The following is a 16143-nucleotide window of genomic DNA, read 5'->3' as shown; positions in this document are numbered from 1 at the left end:
TTTGGTTATAGAAAAAACAAAGGGCTCCGAAGAGCCCTTGTATTGAAGACTGAATGCCAAATTGTTTGATGGCAGATCAGTATTTAATGCGGTCAGCCAAGTGACTCACAGCAAGTGCGAAGTAGTAAGAGCGGTTCCACTTCATCAATACGTTGTAGTTATTGTAAACCAGATACGTACGACCATTCTCGTCGTCCGGCATGATCAACCATGCTTTGATGTCTTCATCCAGTTTTGGCAACGGGCTACCGTCATATTTTGTGATACCTAATTGGCTCCACTCTTGAAGGTATTTGCCTTTTTCAGCCGTGCGCCCTTCTAGGCTGCGATCAATATTTTTAGGAACCTTAACTTGGCGACCCCAAGTATATTTATCATCCCAACCAGACTTGCTCAAATAGTTAGCGGTTGATGCAAACACGTCCGCTTCAGATTGCCATATGTCTTTTTTACCATCACCGTTGCCGTCAGCAGCAAAACGAAGGAAAGAGCTTGGCATAAACTGGCATTGACCCATCGCACCAGCCCATGAGCCTTTAAAGTTCTCTAGCTCAATATGGCCTTGATCGAGGATCTGAAGTGCCGACATAGTCTCTTTACGGAAAAACTCTTCACGACGGCCTTCAAATGCCATTGTGGATAGTGCATCAATCACTTTAAAGTTGCCGGTAAACTTACCAAAGTTACTTTCAACTCCCCAAAGTGCCACAATAAAGCGCGGGTGGACACCGTACTCATCGCCTATACGCTTTAGCTCGGTGTAATGCTCTTTGTAGAGTTGTCTGGCTTGCTTCACCTTCCATTCAGGCACCGCGCGAGGAATGTACTCATCCAATGTCAGTTTCTTTTCTGGTTGGTTTCGGTCCGCTTTTACTGCTCGGGGCTTGTACTCAACATTAGCAAAAGCAGCACTAATGACCTGCTCTGAGATACCTTTATCACGAGCTTCAGCACGCAGCTTATTCAAGTATTCATCAAAACCCTCGCTACTTGCAAAAGCCGAGGTACACATACCAACGCTAAGCATGGTAGCCAGTATCTTTTTCATATTGCCCTCCTTGAGCAAGGCAGAAATCCCAGATGAAAAACGATGACGTTATTCGCCTTTCTGCTGGGCTTTTTGTTCTTTGTACTTTTCTAATAGGTTCTCCGGCGGCGGTGGAACCTGAAGAAAGAAGCCATCATTTTGTAATGAAGCCTTCACTTTTTCGATATCAACTTGTGCCAATTTACGGCCATCAAGTTTAATCGTCATGACAGCGATAGGCTTACCGAACATCTGCATTAAGGTGTCAGGAACCTGTGAAAAATCATCCTTTTTCGGAATATAGAGATAAGTACCTTCTTTTTTCGAGCTTTTATAAATAGAACAAAGCATGACACGCCTTTTATGCTGATTTAGCCGCGTTGAGTGCGGATTAGGTTGTAAACGTCAAATTCTCGCAAACTTAATAGCAAATTTGAGATTAATTCACCTATTTGCCCACGAGAGAACTTGCTGCGTCAAAGGATGAAATATAACATGACATACCTAGTTTAAGGCAACGCTCTTTCAATAAAGGCAAGAAGTCCACGATGACCCATTCACCAGACCTTAAAGGTAGCAGTTTTACATTGTCAGTTTTACACCTTTCTGACAATGAGATCGCAAAGACTGTCGAATTTTTGCAAGAAAAAGTTTCTCAAGCACCTTCTTTTTTTGCATCCGCGCCTTTGGTAATCAATATAGCAAAAGTACAAGGCGACATTGATTTCCCTAAGCTTAAACAAGGCATCTCAGATGCTGGTTTTATTCCGGTCGGTGTAACGGGCTGTAAAGACAAGCGTGTACAAAACCTTGCTTCCGAAGCTGGCTTCGCCATTATGTCGGCGAGCAAATCACCAAGCCAAGCACCTGCCAAAATGGCACCAACGAAAGTAGTTCGTACGCCTGTCCGCTCAGGACAACAGATCTACGCAAAAGATGGTGATTTGGTGGTGCTAGCGCACGTCAGTGCAGGTGCTGAAGTCATTGCTGACGGCTCTATTCATATCCATGGCACACTTCGAGGTCGTGCGATTGCAGGAGCAAGTGGTCAGCAGGAAGCGCGTATTATTTGCCACGATTTACAAGCAGAACTGGTATCCATTGCGGGTGACTACTGGTTAAGCGATCAAATTGAAAGCGAGTACTGGCAAAAGAAAGTAATGATCAGTAAAGCCGATGAATCATTACATTTAGAAGTTCTCGCGATTTAATCTAAAAAGGAAAAAAAATGGCACGCATTATTGTAGTAACGTCTGGTAAAGGTGGCGTTGGTAAAACCACTTCAAGCGCAGCCATCGCCTCTGGTCTAGCTCTTAAGGGAAAAAAGACCGCGGTGATCGATTTTGACATCGGTTTGCGTAACCTCGATCTAATCATGGGCTGTGAGCGCCGCGTCGTGTATGACTTTGTGAACGTCATTAACGGTGAAGCGACATTAAACCAAGCGCTGATCAAAGATAAGCGCACGGACAACCTATTTATTCTTCCTGCTTCTCAAACTCGTGATAAAGACGCACTGACAAAAGATGGTGTTCAGCGCGTATTCGGCGAACTTGATGAAATGGGCTTTGATTTCATTATTTGTGATTCACCAGCAGGTATCGAGCAAGGCGCGTTAATGGCCTTGTACTATGCCGATGAAGCCATTGTCACAACGAACCCAGAAGTCTCTTCTGTACGTGACTCTGACCGCATTCTCGGTATTTTAGATTCTAAGTCACTGCGTGCAGAACAAGGGCTAGAGCCAGTAAAACAGCATCTGTTACTGACTCGCTACAACCCATCTCGCGTCACTCAAGGCGAAATGCTAAGCGTTGAAGACGTTGAGGAGATCTTACATATTCCACTACTGGGCGTGATTCCAGAAAGCCAAGCCGTGCTTAACGCGTCAAACAAAGGTGTGCCAGTCACTTTTGACGATAACACCGATGCGGGTATGGCTTATTCTGACACCGTTGATCGCTTATTAGGCAATCAGGTTGAATTTCGTTTCCTTACTGAGGAGAAGAAAGGACTCTTTAAACGACTCTTTGGAGGCTAGACATGTCATTATTAGAATTTTTCCGTCCACAGAAGAAAACTTCTGCGAATCTAGCTAAAGAGCGTTTGCAAATCATTGTCGCAGAGCGCCGCAGCCAAAATGATCCTGCGCCGTCTTACTTGCCTCAATTAAAAGAAGACATCTTGAAGGTGATCAGCAAGTACGTGGCAATTGATCCAAATATGGTTGACTTAACATTTGAGCACAAAGACGACGATATCTCAGTTCTTGAGCTAAATGTGAAGCTACCAGACGAAGAAAAGTAATCAGTTTCTCTCGCAAGACGAATGCTCTAATTAGAACGAAAAAGGTTGGCATCGAGGCCAACCTTTTTCATCTTTCATTACTTTAATGCTTTGTTCATCTTGTCGCCGAGTAAATCCAAACGCCACCCTTGCATCAAATCAGGCAATACTTCTGGGTCACGATCTTTTTTCCAAACCCAACTGATCAACTGGTTGATCTGCTTTTTAGAGGCAAGGAACTCCGTGGCTAAACCTGACTTCTGCGAAGCCGATTTCACCAAGTCTTTCATATTTTTGAAGACCTGCTTGTAACCCGGATAGTCCATTAAACGCTCAATTTTCGCAGGATACTCTTCAGAAGGTGTTTGCTTCGCTTGTTTAACAATCGCGGCAATCTTCGCGCCATGGCGGTTAATCGCTCGGATATCAATATCTTCTGCTTCCATCTTCTTAAAGTTCGTTAAACCAAGACGAGCGACCGTTAATAGATCACCTTCTTTGAAGATAAAGTTCAGCGCTAAATCTCGTTTGATTGCTTCACGATAACGCCACGTCGCCAATGGCTTTAAAATCGCCAGCTCAGAAGGTTTTAATTGCCAAGCGCCCTTAATATCAAGATAGGCATTCTCTTCATTGGTTACGCGAATACGTTTCGAAACGAGTAAATCACTTTCTTGCTGTACAGCTTCCCACCAACCTGCTTGCGTCACCTTATCGAACAGCTTTTCGTATAACGGTAACAAGTAATGAACATCTGCGGCAGCATAATCTAATTGCTTTTGTGTCAGTGGACGAGCCATCCAGTCGGTACGTGATTCACTTTTGTCGAGCTCTACGCCTAAATATTCTTCCACCAGCGATGCGAAGCCTGTCGATAGGCCGTGACCGAGAAAAGCGGCCATCAGCTGCGTATCTACCATAGGGAATGGTGTACAACCAAAAGCGTTTTGGAAAACTTCTAAATCTTCACCACATGCGTGCAGCACTTTTAGCACAGAAGTATCTTTTAATAGCGCTACAAACGGCGTCATATCCGTTAATTCAGTCGGATCAATCAGCGAGAGGCGATTACCATCGAAAAGCTGAATCAGACCTAACTGCGGGTAGAAAGTGCGAATACGAACGAATTCGGTATCCAGCATCACTACGTCTGCCTCTCGGGCATGAGTGCAAACCTCTTCTAGGTCTTTGTTTTTAGTAATAATTTGATAGTTCACATACTTCTCGCTATAAAAATGCCAGCAAAACGCTGGCATTCTATCATTTTTTAAATCTCTCGACTCGACGAAATCGGCTTATGCGCTTTTCTTCGCAAGTTCAGCGTCATTCTCTTCGCGTAAAACACGACGCAAGATCTTACCGACATTGGTTTTAGGTAAGTCTTCGCGGAACTCAACCAACTTCGGAACTTTGTAGCCAGTTAAGTGTTCTCGACAATGCGCGATCACTTCGTCTTTGGTCAAGCTCGGATCGCGTTTCACGACATAAATCTTCACTAATTCACCAGACACTTCATGCGGCTGACCAATAGCAGCAACTTCAAGTACTTTGCCGTGAAGTGCTACAACGTCTTCGATTTCGTTCGGGTAAACATTAAAGCCTGATACTAAGATCATGTCTTTCTTACGGTCAACGATATGCAGGAAGCCTTCGTCATCGAACTTAACGATGTCGCCGGTTGATAGCCAGCCGTCTTCGTTAATCGTATCTTTCGTTGCTTCAGGTCGTTGCCAGTAACCTTGCATAACCTGAGGACCACGAACTTGAAGTTCGCCAGTTTCAGTATTCGAAAGAGCGTTACCTTCTTCGTCCACGATACGAACTTCTGTTGATGGTACCGGCAGACCAATAGAGCCATTGTATTCAACAAGATCATGCGGATATGCCGCCACCAACGGAGAACACTCTGTTAGACCGTAACCTTCGAGCAAATAGCAACCCGTGGTCTTTTGCCATCTTTCTGCCACTGAGCGCTGCACTGCCATGCCGCCGCCAACGGCTAAACGTAGATTACTGAAATCCAACTCGTGGAAATCTTCATTATTGACCAATGCATTAAATAAGGTATTCACGCCCGTAATCGCAGTAAACGGATGCTTTTGTAGCTCTTTCACGAACCCTGGAATATCTCTAGGGTTCGTAATAAGTAAGTTACGACCACCCATTTCAACAAACAGCAGACAATTTACGGTAAGAGCAAATACGTGATACAGCGGTAATGCTGTCACGACTAATTCACGCCCCGGAGATAAAACCGGTCCGTACGCGCCTTTTGCCTGTAGAACGTTCGCAATCATGTTGCGGTGAGTCAGAATCGCGCCTTTCGCGACACCTGTCGTCCCCCCCGTATATTGCAGGAATGCAATGTCATCCCCAGACATAAACGGTTTAACGTATTGTAGACGACGACCTTTACGTAGAGCCTGACGCATTGAGATTGCACCAGGTAAATCGTACTTAGGCACCATGCCCTTAACGTACTTCACGACAAAATCGACAATCGTACCTTTCGCTCGTGGCAGCATTTGACCAAGACTGGTTAACACTACGTGTTTGACTGGTGTTTTATCGACGATTTGTTCTAGCGTATTCGCAAAGTTAGACACAATCACAATCGTCGTCGCACCTGAGTCATTCAATTGGTGTTCAAGTTCACGAGGAGTGTAAAGTGGGTTAACGTTTACGGCGATACAACCTGCACGCAAAATACCAAATAATGCTACTGGGTATTGCAGTAAGTTTGGCATCATCAGAGCAACGCGGTCACCCTTTTGCAGTTTTAACTCGTTTTGCAGATACGCTGCGAATGCGCGACTACGCTCTTCCAATTTACGGAAGGTCATAACCGAGCCCATGTTCATGAATGCTGGTTGGTCTGCATATTTTTGTACAGACTGTTCAAACATTTCTACCAAAGACTCATATTGCTCTGGATTAATGGTTTCAGGTACGTCACTTGGATAACGTGAAAGCCATGGTTTATCCACGATGTTACTCCTCGTTTATAACTGGCTAAAAAATAGCGTCCTTTTTATTTTGAAAGCTATTACAGCACAGCGAACGTGCTTGAGCACGCAACTCTCAAACACTTGTTTAAATTTTGTTAACTACACCAAGAATTCGCGTTGCGACCTCGAGTATTTGCTCTAAATGACAGTGATGACCACCCTTGACAGACACCACTTGCGGTGGGTTCTCTCCCCAATCAGCTTGGTTAGATGGTAAATTCTGAAATCCTTGATCGCCTAATACAATCAAATGAGGACAACGTATTTGGCTGGTAATCGAGTTAGCATGCGCTTGCGCCATTCGGTAAAGCGACGCACATTTTAACTTGGCGTCATGCCGCCAATACCATTTATCTCCTCGCTGCTCTGTTCCACGCTCGACTATCGGTAGAAGCTGCTCAGCGGTTAATTGGTTGGCTTGCATGCGTAATTTTAACGCCAGATCGAAGGAGGCAATGGCTCGCTCTGGCTTGTTTTGCTGTCTTATTCGACTTAAAACGCCATCGCGAAGACGAGGCAAACTGTTAGTAGGCTCTTCATTAAGAGGTCCTGCCCCCTCAATTTGCACAAGAGCTTCGACCTGCTCTGGAAACGCAGCACTATAGCAACTTGCGATTAAAGCACCAAGTGAATGCCCTACTAATATCAGTCTGTTTGGTGATAATTCATCCAAAAACTGATACAAATCGGCAATATAGTCGTGAAAGGGGTAATAATTATCGTGAGATTTATGACTCGATAAACCGTGACCAAAATGATCGATGGCGAGGAGGTGTAAGTGAGGATTAAGTTGATTCAACTGCTCCATGAGCGCTTTAAAGCTGCCCGCATTATCTAACCACCCATGAAGAAAAACGACTGACAAGTCAGCCGTTTTCTCGTTCCCTATCTCAAGGGCTGCCATTTTGCCGGCAGGAAGCTCGAATTGACGCTCATGCATCGCAGATTATTTGACCTGTTTTATCACTTTACCGTCTTGTGGGAAATCATTACGCCACATGCGGCAGTTAATCGAGTAACATGGGTAAAAGTAGGTTGGCGAGTCATACATGCGTACACGTTCTTCAATTTTCCATAAACGGTACCCTTCCCCCTTAATTACCGGGAAGATGTAACCGTGCTCACCGATCTTTCCTTCTTCTTCCCCTGCTCCTTTGCCTACAACCGTCACCAAACGGCCTTCACTAAAGGCGACAGGCTCTAAATAGCCATCAAAATAGGCGAAAAAACGCCCCGTAGGCTCTTCATCAATATCAGGTTTACCAGACTTACTGATAGGAAGGTTTACAATCTCTAGACGCGTTTTATCTTTAAAGTTATCCACTTTAGCGATGATTCCACCAAGGCGAACATCTTCACTCACTTGCCCCTGAGACTCAGCAAAAGCTTTATAGTCTGTAACGACCAATTCTGTGCTTGCATTTAGCTCCTCTGGCAACGAGCTACACGCAGACAAACCAACCGTAGCAAATAATGCGAGAAAAAACCGTCCAAAAACCTTCATAAACCACCTTTCAATATTAGTAACCCCAAGCTGGGGAGATCTCACACGTAAATATCGACACCAAGTAATTGAGCCAGTTCCTCTTTTTTAGCTCGATTCATGACATCCATGTACTGCTCCATTGCTTTACGTGCGCCCCCTTCAGGAAGGTCATATTGCACTTGAGCTCGGTGAATTTGGGACTCATCCACGTGTTTTATGGAGTGCGCCACGGCGTTAGCAACCTTTGAAGGCTGACCTACAGGCTGCTTTGTTTGTGATTTATTTACCTGCTTCTTTTGACTGGCTTTATTAGTGCGATTTGCACCAGGAATCAAAGAAGGAGGCAAGCCATTAATCGACGCCATAGCACTCCATAAAAATACAGGGCAAACGCCCTGCTTTTTGTCAGGTTAATGAAAAACGGACTATTCGCGACCAGGAAGTTTTTTCCATGTCACATTATCACGTAAATAAACAGGGCTCGAATCTTCGACCGGCACGGTATTACCCTTTTTAAATTCTTGTTCAGCAAGAATCACGATGTCTTGTGAATCAGGGTACAGAACGTCACCATGCGTCAAATTAAACGGTAGGCCTGCTAATACTTCTTGGTAAGCATCCCAACCAGTACCTGCTGTCGTCCACGTTTTGTCGTCTGCTTGTGCTTCTTCAACGAGACGTGCTGGTGGAATTACGCACTCTGCATCCATCTCTGCCCACTCACCGTTTGCTTGGCGAGTGTAACGTGCCCAGTAAACTTCACCCATACGTGCATCAATGGCCACAGCGACATCGGTCACACCATGTAAGCGATAGCTACCTTGAGCCATTGCAGCCAGCGTTGAAACGCCGATCATAGGTAAGTCAGCACCGAACGCCAAACCTTGTGCGATACCAATACCGATACGAACGCCAGTAAAGCTACCTGGACCACGTCCAAACGCTAACGCATCCAGCTCTTGTAGAGTCAGGCCAGCTTCTTTGAGTACTTCATCAACCATTGGCAGTACTTTTTTGGTGTGATCGCGTGGTGCAACCGCGCTACGTGAAATCACTTGATCATTAGCCAACAACGCAACTGAACAGTTTTCAGTCGCTGTATCGATAGCAAGAATTTTTGCGCTCATTTAACTCTCTACAACTTTCATTTATTGGGTTATGCCTCAGCACTTGCGTCTGTGACAGATTGTTCTGCTTTCAGGAATGCTTTGATTCCATCTAAGTCTCGCGTCCTTGGGATAGGTGGTAGACTTCCGAGGAAAATACCACCATAGTCTCGCGTGACAAGGCGATTATCACAAATGATCAACGCACCGTGATCCTTCTGATCTCGAATTAATCGCCCGACTCCCTGCTTTAACGTAATCACTGCATCCGGGATTTGTACTTCAGCAAATGGTTCACCGCCACGTAATCGACAATCCTCGATACGGGCTTTGAGTAACGGATCGTCAGGGGCGGTAAACGGTAATTTGTCGATAATAACACAGCTCAGCGCATCACCTCTAACATCAATCCCTTCCCAGAAAGCGCCCGTCGCCACGAGTAAAGCGTTACCCAGTTCCATAAACTCCGCCAAGGTTTTCTGCTTACTCATCTCCCCTTGCATTAACACAGGCAGCTCAAGTACTTCTCGGAACTTCTCACCTAGTTCACGCATCATGCTGTGCGAGGTACATAAAAAGAAGCAGCGACCATCATTTTCTTCAATCACCGGAGCAAGCATTCGGACTAACTTATCCGCTAAGCCGTTACTGTTTGGCTCTGGCAAATACCTTGGCACACAAAGGCGCGCTTGTTTTTGATAATCAAAGGGGGACGGCAGAGAAAATTGCTTTGTAGGCTTGAGGCCAAGGCGCTCAGTAAAGTGCTTGAAGTCGCCCGATACTGCTAGGGTTGCTGACGTGAAAATCCACGCGCCTTGTTTAATCTCTATTTGCTCATGGAACTTGTCCGCGACAGAAAGAGGCGTAATGTGCAGAGCGAAATGACGAGGCGAGGTATCGTACCAGTATGAGTAACCGGTAATATCGACATCACATACCCGGTCTATACGGCCTTTGATCAAATTTGCTCGTTCAAAGGCAGTATCCAGTAATTGACTGCGCCCTAAGGCTATTTTGAGTACATCAATCGCCAATTCGAGGCTGTCAGTTAAGCGCAATAATTCTCGCTTAATAGAACCTGATTGCAACGCCTCACGCCAGTTGCCACGAAAGCCTGGCTCACCCAATACAATCCGCATGTCCATTGCGCTTTGCATGAGTTTGTCGCCCACTTTTTGCAATTGACGCATATCTTTGGCTTCGGTGCGATAGGCTATTTCAATGTCTTTGGCAAGATCGTGAATTTGGCGGCTTGAAACTGACTGGCCGAAATATTCGCTCGCAATATCTGGCAACTGATGAGCTTCATCAAAAATAAACACATCGGCTTCTGGAATCAGTTCACCGAATCCTGTTTCTTTGATCGCTAAATCAGCAAGAAACAAGTGATGGTTCACTACAACAATGTCGGAATCCATGGCTCGCTTACGCGCTTTCAATACAAAGCAATCAGTGTAGCTCGGACATTCTTTACCTAAACAGTTATCATTGGTTGAGGTGATGGTCGGAATGATCATGCTGTCTTCTGGTAGATCATCACAATCCCCAAGGTCACCTGTTTTGGTTTCTGATGACCAAGCACGCACTTTAACCAGTTGAGTTAATAACGTCGGGTCAGATTCATTAGTGTGGCTTTCGACCATTTGGCGGCTCAAACGATCCAAACACAGATAATTAGAACGCCCTTTTAATAACGCCACTTGGCCATAAAAACCAAGCGCATTGACCATGAGCGGTAAGTCACGATGGTACAACTGCTCTTGCAAGTTTTTCGAGCCTGTACTGATGATCACTTTTTTACCGCTCAACAGCGCAGGGACTAGGTATGCGAAGGTCTTACCGGTTCCGGTTCCTGCCTCCACCACCAACTGGGTTTGATCTTTGATCGCACTGCTGACGGCTTCCGCCATATCGATTTGTGGCTGACGAGCTTGAAAGCCAGGAATGGCCTTACCTAACGCGCCATCAGAGGAAAAAGTTTTTGCGATCATGCTTGGTATTGAGTTTGAAAAATTATCGAGAGTATATCAGAGGAATAGGAGTGACATCAGCCCACAATCTGACCAGCTTGCGGCGACACGCGGATATTTTGTTGAAACCAACGTAAGAATAGATTATTTATGGTGAAACATGGCAGTACAGTTACACCCGCCAGGGAATAATAACAAATTCGTACGCTAAAATATTAATGCATGGAAGTACCTGATTTATGGAAAAGAAAACACTGTTGACCCACTGTTCTGACGCCCCGGGTCTCATCTCGAAAATTACTAATATCTGTTACAAGCACCAACTCAACATCGTTCACAATAACGAATTTGTTGATAATACCAGTGGCCACTTTTTCATGAGAACGGAGTTGGAGGGGTACTTCAACGATCAAACGTTTCTTGCCGACTTGGACCAAGCTCTCCCGCAAGGTGCTAAGCGTAAATTGGTTGGCTCTCGCCGTAAGCGCATCGTCATTCTCGTCACAAAAGAAGCGCATTGTTTAGGCGATATTCTGATGAAAACCTACGATGGAAGCCTAGATGTTGAGATCGCCGCTGTGGTGGGGAATTACGACAAACTGCAAACTCTCACTGAACGCTTCGACATTCCTTACCACCATGTGACCCATGAAAACCTTAGCCGTGAAGAACACGAGCAGAAGATGCTAGAAGTGATCGATCAATACGATGCTGACTTTTTGGTGCTAGCTAAATACATGCGCGTATTAACGCCGACGTTTGTTGAGAAATATCACCACAAAATCATTAATATTCATCACAGCTTCTTACCTGCTTTTATTGGCGCGAAGCCATATCAACAAGCTTACGATCGCGGTGTGAAAATCATCGGTGCAACAGCACACTTCGTGACTAATGATTTAGATGAAGGGCCGATCATCAAGCAAGACGTAATTCCTGTCGACCATACATTCAATGCCCAAGATATGGCGCAAGCGGGACGCGATGTAGAGAAGAACGTATTGAGTAAGGCTTTGAATAAAGTGATCAATGACCACGTCTTTGTTTACGGCAATAAGACGGTTATTCTTTAAATTCGCAGCTGATTGCTAGCTGCTAAAAACGCGTAATTTGAGAAGGCATTGTCTTTTCGTTACGCGTTTTTTATCTGTCGGTGGATGTTTTATTGAAGTGCTTGTAAGAGATTCCCGACTACGCTCCTTCGTCGCTTTCGGGAATGACGTAAATGAGGCATGAGCATGAAAGCTAATTAGTACGCATCACTTAACCAAACGCAAACAACTCAAGCGCGTCATTCCGACGAGCTTAAGCGAGATCAGGAATCTCATATCCGCACACTGTGAGTTTAAGTGACCCCTCTGACTAACAGCGCACGACGTAAAGCAAGTTACGCCTGCTCAGACTCCACAATACGCTTAAGTGAATGCGGGTGCAGCTTGATACAAATGCCTTGATACTTAAACGCCACCGTTGGGTTGTTCAAGCGTTCGCCTTCCCCTTTCGGGCTCGACAGTTTGATCTTCACACCCAGCTCTTCCAACTCATTAAAACGCGCCCCAAACGCTGGGTAAGTGTGTTTCAAATCAGCAAGAAACTCGTCTGCAGTTTCGGCATGAGACGGAATAACAAACTCCACATGTTCCCAGCTTTCAGTTGAGTAGATTTTGCCTTCCGCAGGGTATGGCAGTTCCAGACACTCAATCTTCCAACCACGGCTTTCCAACGCTTTGTCGAATTCGATAACGATGATTGGACGACCGTTGATTTTCGCTTGTGAAATCACCTTACCGTATTGATTCCATGCCTCATGCGCAGCTTTTGCCGTTTCAGGGTCATTAATACGCAATGCAATATGGTCAGCTTGAGCAAAGCTCAGATCCAGTTTTAACAGGGTTGCAAACTCTTCAATCTTGTCCATGAAGACATCTAAGTCTTGGAGCATTAGTTCAGGCGTAAGGCGTTTTTCAACAAGTTGAATAGTCATTGTGGCTCTCTTTTGGGGCGATTTATCTCTTTACTCTGAGCGCAATAGTAAACGCAAACAAAGTGACATTTCCATTCAATCGAAAAAGTAAAAATTTCCCCAAATCCTCTCTGTATGAAAAGCAATAAAGTTGTTATCATTAGCCCCATTTTTGTGAACTCCAAAAGAACTCGGCGCCTATTTTGCCGAGTTCTTCGTCCTTGAATTGAAGGAAACGCGTGTGAATATCCAAGCACTTATTAATGACAAAGTATCTCAGGCTCTAGAAGCCGCTGGCGCACCTGCAGGAAGCCCTGCGGCAGTACGCCAATCAGCAAAGCCACAATTTGGTGACTACCAAGCAAACGGCGTAATGGGCGTTGCTAAAAAACTGGGTACTAACCCACGAGAATTTGCACAGAAAGTACTGGATGTTCTAGACCTAGATGGTATTGCAAGCAAGACAGAAATCGCTGGTCCTGGTTTCATCAACATTTTCCTAAGCGAAGAGTTCCTAGCAAAACAAGCGGAAGCAGCACTGGCTGACTCACGTCTTGGCGTTGCAGCAGACGAAGCTCAAACTATCGTTGCTGACTACTCTGCACCAAACGTAGCTAAAGAAATGCACGTTGGTCACCTACGTTCAACCATCATCGGTGATGCGGTAGTACGTACTCTTGAGTTCCTAGGTCACAAAGTGATCCGTGCGAACCACATCGGCGACTGGGGTACTCAGTTCGGTATGCTTATCGCAAACCTTGAGCGTGTACAACAAGAGTCTGGCGAAGTTTCTATGGAACTTGCGGACCTTGAAGGCTTCTACCGCGAATCGAAAAAGCTGTACGACGAAGATGAAGACTTCGCAGTAAAGGCGCGAAACTACGTTGTGAAACTGCAAAGCGGTGACGAGTACTGTGCAGAAATGTGGAAAAAACTCGTTGATGTAACCATGATCCAAAACCAGCGCAACTACGACCGTCTAAACGTGTCACTGACTCGTGACGACGTGATGGGCGAGAGCATGTACAACGACATGCTTCCTAAGATCGTTGCAGACCTAAAAGAACAAGGTCTTGCCGTTGAAGATGATGGCGCGCAAGTTGTATTCCTAGATGAATACAAGAACAAAGATGGCGAACCAATGGGCGTTATCGTTCAAAAACGCGATGGCGGTTTCCTATACACAACAACAGACATCGCATGTGCAAAATATCGTTATGAAGAGCTAAGCGCAGACCGTGTGCTTTACTTCATCGACTCACGTCAACACCAGCACCTAATGCAAGCTTGGACAATTGTTCGTAAGGCAGGCTACGTACCTGAGTCAGTATCTCTTGAGCACCACGCGTTCGGCATGATGCTTGGTAAAGATGGTAAGCCATTCAAGACTCGTGCGGGTGGTACCGTTCGCCTTGCCGACCTTCTAGATGAAGCAGAAGTTCGTGCAGCACAACTGATCGAATCTAAAAACCCTGAGCTAGATGCGGAAGAAAAAGAGAAGATCTCTAAAACAGTTGCAATGGCAGCGGTTAAATACTCTGACTTATCTAAACACCGTACGACTGACTACGTGTTCGATTGGGACAACATGTTAGCGTTTGAAGGTAACACAGCACCATACATGCAATATGCATACACTCGCGTAGCTTCTATTTTCGCTAAAGCTGGTGTTGCTATGGACGCTCTCCAAGGTGACATCAAAATCACTGATGAGAAAGAGAAAGCACTTATTGCTAAGCTTATGCAGTTCGAAGAAGCGGTTCAATCTGTCGCTCGCGAAGGTCAACCACACATCATGTGTAGCTACCTATTCGAACTAGCAGGTCAGTTCTCTAGCTTCTACGAAGCGTGCCCTATCCTAGTTGCTGAAGACGAAGCAGTGAAACAAAGCCGTCTGAAACTAGCAGCGCTAACAGCGAAGACCATCAAGCAAGGTCTGTCTCTACTAGGTATTGATACTCTAGAGCGTATGTAATCCGCTTTTACGTAGGTAGCTTAAGTAGTACAAGCTAAATGATGACAAAGGTTGACGTGAAAGCGTCAACCTTTTGTTTTATCTGGCGTATACTGATGTCATTCAATTCAAATCGGATAATATAATGAGTTTTGAACTGCACCCTCAATTGGCAAAAGACACTACCGTTATCGGTCACTTCCCACTGTGTGTGGCGCTTCTGCATAAAGACAATGCTGTGCCATGGGTTATCTTGGTACCAAAACGTGCAAACCTAAAAGAGCTTCACCACTTGCCAATGAAAGAACAGCAACAGTTTTTGCTAGAGTCTCAAGCGGTAAGCCAAGCACTGGAAGCAACATTCCGTCCAGACAAGTTAAACCTCGGTGCACTAGGTAACATGGTGCCGCAACTGCACATTCACCATATCGCTCGCTTCAAAGATGACATAGCATGGCCGGGACCGGTTTGGGGTAATACCAAAGGTGAATTCCGTACAGAAGAAGAGCAAAACGAATTACTTGGTCGCATTAAAAACGTGTTGTCACTGAGCTCTATTTTCCAAAAAGCATAAGCACTGCTAGCGAAAATAATTCGCCTTTGAATACGGCTGAAATAGACAGAGAAAGATTAATACGTATTTGTAACAATCTTTCTCATTTTTCTGGGATTATCACTAAAATAAAACTTGTTTAGACTACCAGCTCAGTTAGAGAGGGTCAGCATGAAACAAGTCTTCAACACATTCCGATACGTCAGCTGGATCGCCATCATCTGTTCTATGGCTGCTTCATTCTTGCTTTTTCTTATGGGTGCAGCAAAAACCTATTCGGCATTTGCGGTCTTCATTCTCAATCAAACACCTCCAGAAGCACTCGCACATTTAGATAAAGCAGACATCGCGATCGCTTATTTGATCAAGTCACTGGATACGTTTCTTGTCGCACTAGTTTTGTTCATCTTTGCTCACGGCATCTACACACTATTTATTTCCAACAAAGCTAAAGCGAAAACACAAGAGCAGTCGGTTTTGCATTGGATCAGAACCCCAAACATCGGCCATCTAAAAAACATTTTGGCTGAAGTCATCATCGTGATCTTGTTTGTGAAATTCTTAGAGCTCGTGCTGATTAACTTCGACAGCTTAGATTGGACGATCTTAACATTACCTATTTCGATTTTAGTTTTAAGTCTTGGTTTGAAGTTCCTAGGGTTAGGCGCGACTAAACACTCTGAAGAGCATTAATTTCGCTGTATTCACAAACAATAACCAGCAAAATAAAAGCCGCATCATTTCTGATGCGGCTTTGTCGTTTTTACGTGATAATTTTTAGGTGACTAAT

Annotated in this window: 17 protein-coding genes; 7 read left to right on the top strand and 10 right to left on the bottom strand. The window is 45.0% G+C overall.

Annotated features, from left to right (window positions below; genetic code table 11):
* Positions 1 to 76: 76 nt before the first annotated feature.
* Positions 77 to 1048 (bottom strand): lytic transglycosylase domain-containing protein, encoded by a 972-nt coding sequence (locus tag R7Z78_RS16400; protein ID WP_005388330.1) that lies wholly within the window; start codon positions 1046 to 1048, stop codon positions 77 to 79.
* Positions 1049 to 1096: 48 nt separating this feature from the next.
* Entirely contained in the window at positions 1097 to 1378 is a 282-nt protein-coding gene (locus R7Z78_RS16395) for a YcgL domain-containing protein (protein ID WP_005382303.1), read from the bottom strand.
* Positions 1379 to 1575: 197 nt separating this feature from the next.
* Here R7Z78_RS16395 and minC point away from each other — a divergent pair, with 197 nt between their 5' ends.
* From minC to minE, 3 genes are read left to right on the top strand one after another with little or no spacing between them, the layout of a single operon-like run.
* Complete coding sequence (gene minC / locus R7Z78_RS16390; RefSeq protein WP_005382304.1) at positions 1576 to 2238, top strand: septum site-determining protein MinC; 663 nt, start codon at positions 1576 to 1578, stop codon at positions 2236 to 2238.
* 17 nt (positions 2239 to 2255) lie between these two features.
* The gene (minD, locus tag R7Z78_RS16385; RefSeq protein WP_005388331.1) at positions 2256 to 3068 is read left to right on the top strand and encodes a septum site-determining protein MinD; all 813 of its coding nucleotides are present in this window, start codon (positions 2256 to 2258) and stop codon (positions 3066 to 3068) included.
* A 2-nt stretch (positions 3069 to 3070) separates the two neighbouring features.
* Entirely contained in the window at positions 3071 to 3334 is a 264-nt protein-coding gene (gene minE, locus R7Z78_RS16380) for a cell division topological specificity factor MinE (RefSeq protein ID WP_005388332.1), read from the top strand.
* Positions 3335 to 3411: 77 nt separating this feature from the next.
* Here the strand turns inward: minE and rnd are convergent, their stop codons facing one another.
* The 7 genes from rnd to R7Z78_RS16345 all read right to left on the bottom strand — a co-directional run bounded on the left by rnd (position 3412) and on the right by R7Z78_RS16345 (position 10904).
* The gene (gene rnd / locus R7Z78_RS16375; protein ID WP_031777213.1) at positions 3412 to 4530 is read right to left on the bottom strand and encodes a ribonuclease D; all 1119 of its coding nucleotides are present in this window, start codon (positions 4528 to 4530) and stop codon (positions 3412 to 3414) included.
* Positions 4531 to 4608: 78 nt separating this feature from the next.
* Positions 4609 to 6300: a long-chain-fatty-acid--CoA ligase FadD gene (fadD, locus tag R7Z78_RS16370; protein WP_065274268.1), complete on the bottom strand. Its 1692-nt coding sequence runs from the start codon at positions 6298 to 6300 to the stop codon at positions 4609 to 4611.
* Positions 6301 to 6406: 106 nt separating this feature from the next.
* On the bottom strand, positions 6407 to 7261 hold the full coding sequence (locus tag R7Z78_RS16365) for an alpha/beta fold hydrolase (RefSeq protein WP_104975961.1): 855 nt from the start codon (positions 7259 to 7261) through the stop codon (positions 6407 to 6409).
* 6 nt (positions 7262 to 7267) lie between these two features.
* Entirely contained in the window at positions 7268 to 7825 is a 558-nt protein-coding gene (locus R7Z78_RS16360) for a Slp family lipoprotein (protein ID WP_104975960.1), read from the bottom strand.
* Between the two features lie 41 nt (positions 7826 to 7866).
* Entirely contained in the window at positions 7867 to 8172 is a 306-nt protein-coding gene (locus tag R7Z78_RS16355) for a hypothetical protein (protein ID WP_047102883.1), read from the bottom strand.
* Between the two features lie 60 nt (positions 8173 to 8232).
* Positions 8233 to 8934 (bottom strand): tRNA (adenosine(37)-N6)-threonylcarbamoyltransferase complex dimerization subunit type 1 TsaB, encoded by a 702-nt coding sequence (gene tsaB / locus R7Z78_RS16350; RefSeq protein ID WP_104975959.1) that lies wholly within the window; start codon positions 8932 to 8934, stop codon positions 8233 to 8235.
* Positions 8935 to 8963: 29 nt separating this feature from the next.
* Positions 8964 to 10904, bottom strand: coding sequence for an ATP-dependent DNA helicase (locus R7Z78_RS16345; protein ID WP_005382210.1), 1941 nt, complete (start codon positions 10902 to 10904; stop codon positions 8964 to 8966).
* 218 nt (positions 10905 to 11122) lie between these two features.
* Here R7Z78_RS16345 and purU point away from each other — a divergent pair, with 218 nt between their 5' ends.
* Complete coding sequence (gene purU, locus R7Z78_RS16340; RefSeq protein ID WP_005382206.1) at positions 11123 to 11956, top strand: formyltetrahydrofolate deformylase; 834 nt, start codon at positions 11123 to 11125, stop codon at positions 11954 to 11956.
* A 314-nt stretch (positions 11957 to 12270) separates the two neighbouring features.
* Here purU and R7Z78_RS16335 read toward each other — a convergent pair whose 3' ends face one another.
* Positions 12271 to 12867 carry a VOC family protein gene (locus R7Z78_RS16335; protein ID WP_064353712.1) on the bottom strand — a complete coding sequence of 199 codons (597 nt, stop codon included), beginning with the start codon at positions 12865 to 12867 and terminating at the stop codon, positions 12271 to 12273.
* A gap of 220 nt (positions 12868 to 13087) precedes the next feature.
* Between R7Z78_RS16335 and argS the strand changes: the two genes are divergently transcribed.
* The 3 genes from argS (at position 13088) to R7Z78_RS16320 (ending at position 16046) form a co-directional block, all read left to right on the top strand.
* On the top strand, positions 13088 to 14821 hold the full coding sequence (gene argS, locus R7Z78_RS16330; RefSeq protein WP_005388349.1) for an arginine--tRNA ligase: 1734 nt from the start codon (positions 13088 to 13090) through the stop codon (positions 14819 to 14821).
* Between the two features lie 124 nt (positions 14822 to 14945).
* Positions 14946 to 15374 carry an HIT family protein gene (locus R7Z78_RS16325; protein WP_039841466.1) on the top strand — a complete coding sequence of 143 codons (429 nt, stop codon included), beginning with the start codon at positions 14946 to 14948 and terminating at the stop codon, positions 15372 to 15374.
* Positions 15375 to 15524: 150 nt separating this feature from the next.
* A complete protein-coding gene (locus R7Z78_RS16320; RefSeq protein WP_042523163.1) occupies positions 15525 to 16046 on the top strand; it encodes a YqhA family protein in 522 nt (173 codons plus the stop codon).
* The last annotated feature ends 97 nt before the right edge of the window (positions 16047 to 16143 follow it).

This window comes from Vibrio sp. 1167, from assembly GCF_033340375.1.
Taxonomy (GTDB): Bacteria; Pseudomonadota; Gammaproteobacteria; order Enterobacterales; family Vibrionaceae; genus Vibrio; species Vibrio alginolyticus.
This window is presented reverse-complemented; position numbering and strand designations above follow the sequence as displayed.

Bases quoted from the DNA above. Each gene is read 5' to 3' on its own strand.
- tsaB (WP_104975959.1), bottom strand. From the start codon at position 8,934: ATGAGCGCAAAAATTCTTGCTATCGATACAGCGACTGAAAACTGTTCA.
- R7Z78_RS16360 (WP_104975960.1), bottom strand. From the start codon at position 7,825: ATGAAGGTTTTTGGACGGTTTTTTCTCGCATTATTTGCTACGGTTGGT.
- minC (WP_005382304.1), top strand. From the start codon at position 1,576: ATGACCCATTCACCAGACCTTAAAGGTAGCAGTTTTACATTGTCAGTT.
- R7Z78_RS16345 (WP_005382210.1), bottom strand. From the start codon at position 10,904: ATGATCGCAAAAACTTTTTCCTCTGATGGCGCGTTAGGTAAGGCCATT.
- R7Z78_RS16335 (WP_064353712.1), bottom strand. From the start codon at position 12,867: ATGACTATTCAACTTGTTGAAAAACGCCTTACGCCTGAACTAATGCTC.
- R7Z78_RS16325 (WP_039841466.1), top strand. From the start codon at position 14,946: ATGAGTTTTGAACTGCACCCTCAATTGGCAAAAGACACTACCGTTATC.
- minE (WP_005388332.1), top strand. From the start codon at position 3,071: ATGTCATTATTAGAATTTTTCCGTCCACAGAAGAAAACTTCTGCGAAT.
- R7Z78_RS16355 (WP_047102883.1), bottom strand. From the start codon at position 8,172: ATGGCGTCGATTAATGGCTTGCCTCCTTCTTTGATTCCTGGTGCAAAT.
- R7Z78_RS16400 (WP_005388330.1), bottom strand. From the start codon at position 1,048: ATGAAAAAGATACTGGCTACCATGCTTAGCGTTGGTATGTGTACCTCG.
- R7Z78_RS16320 (WP_042523163.1), top strand. From the start codon at position 15,525: ATGAAACAAGTCTTCAACACATTCCGATACGTCAGCTGGATCGCCATC.
- R7Z78_RS16365 (WP_104975961.1), bottom strand. From the start codon at position 7,261: ATGCATGAGCGTCAATTCGAGCTTCCTGCCGGCAAAATGGCAGCCCTT.
- R7Z78_RS16395 (WP_005382303.1), bottom strand. From the start codon at position 1,378: ATGCTTTGTTCTATTTATAAAAGCTCGAAAAAAGAAGGTACTTATCTC.
- minD (WP_005388331.1), top strand. From the start codon at position 2,256: ATGGCACGCATTATTGTAGTAACGTCTGGTAAAGGTGGCGTTGGTAAA.
- purU (WP_005382206.1), top strand. From the start codon at position 11,123: ATGGAAAAGAAAACACTGTTGACCCACTGTTCTGACGCCCCGGGTCTC.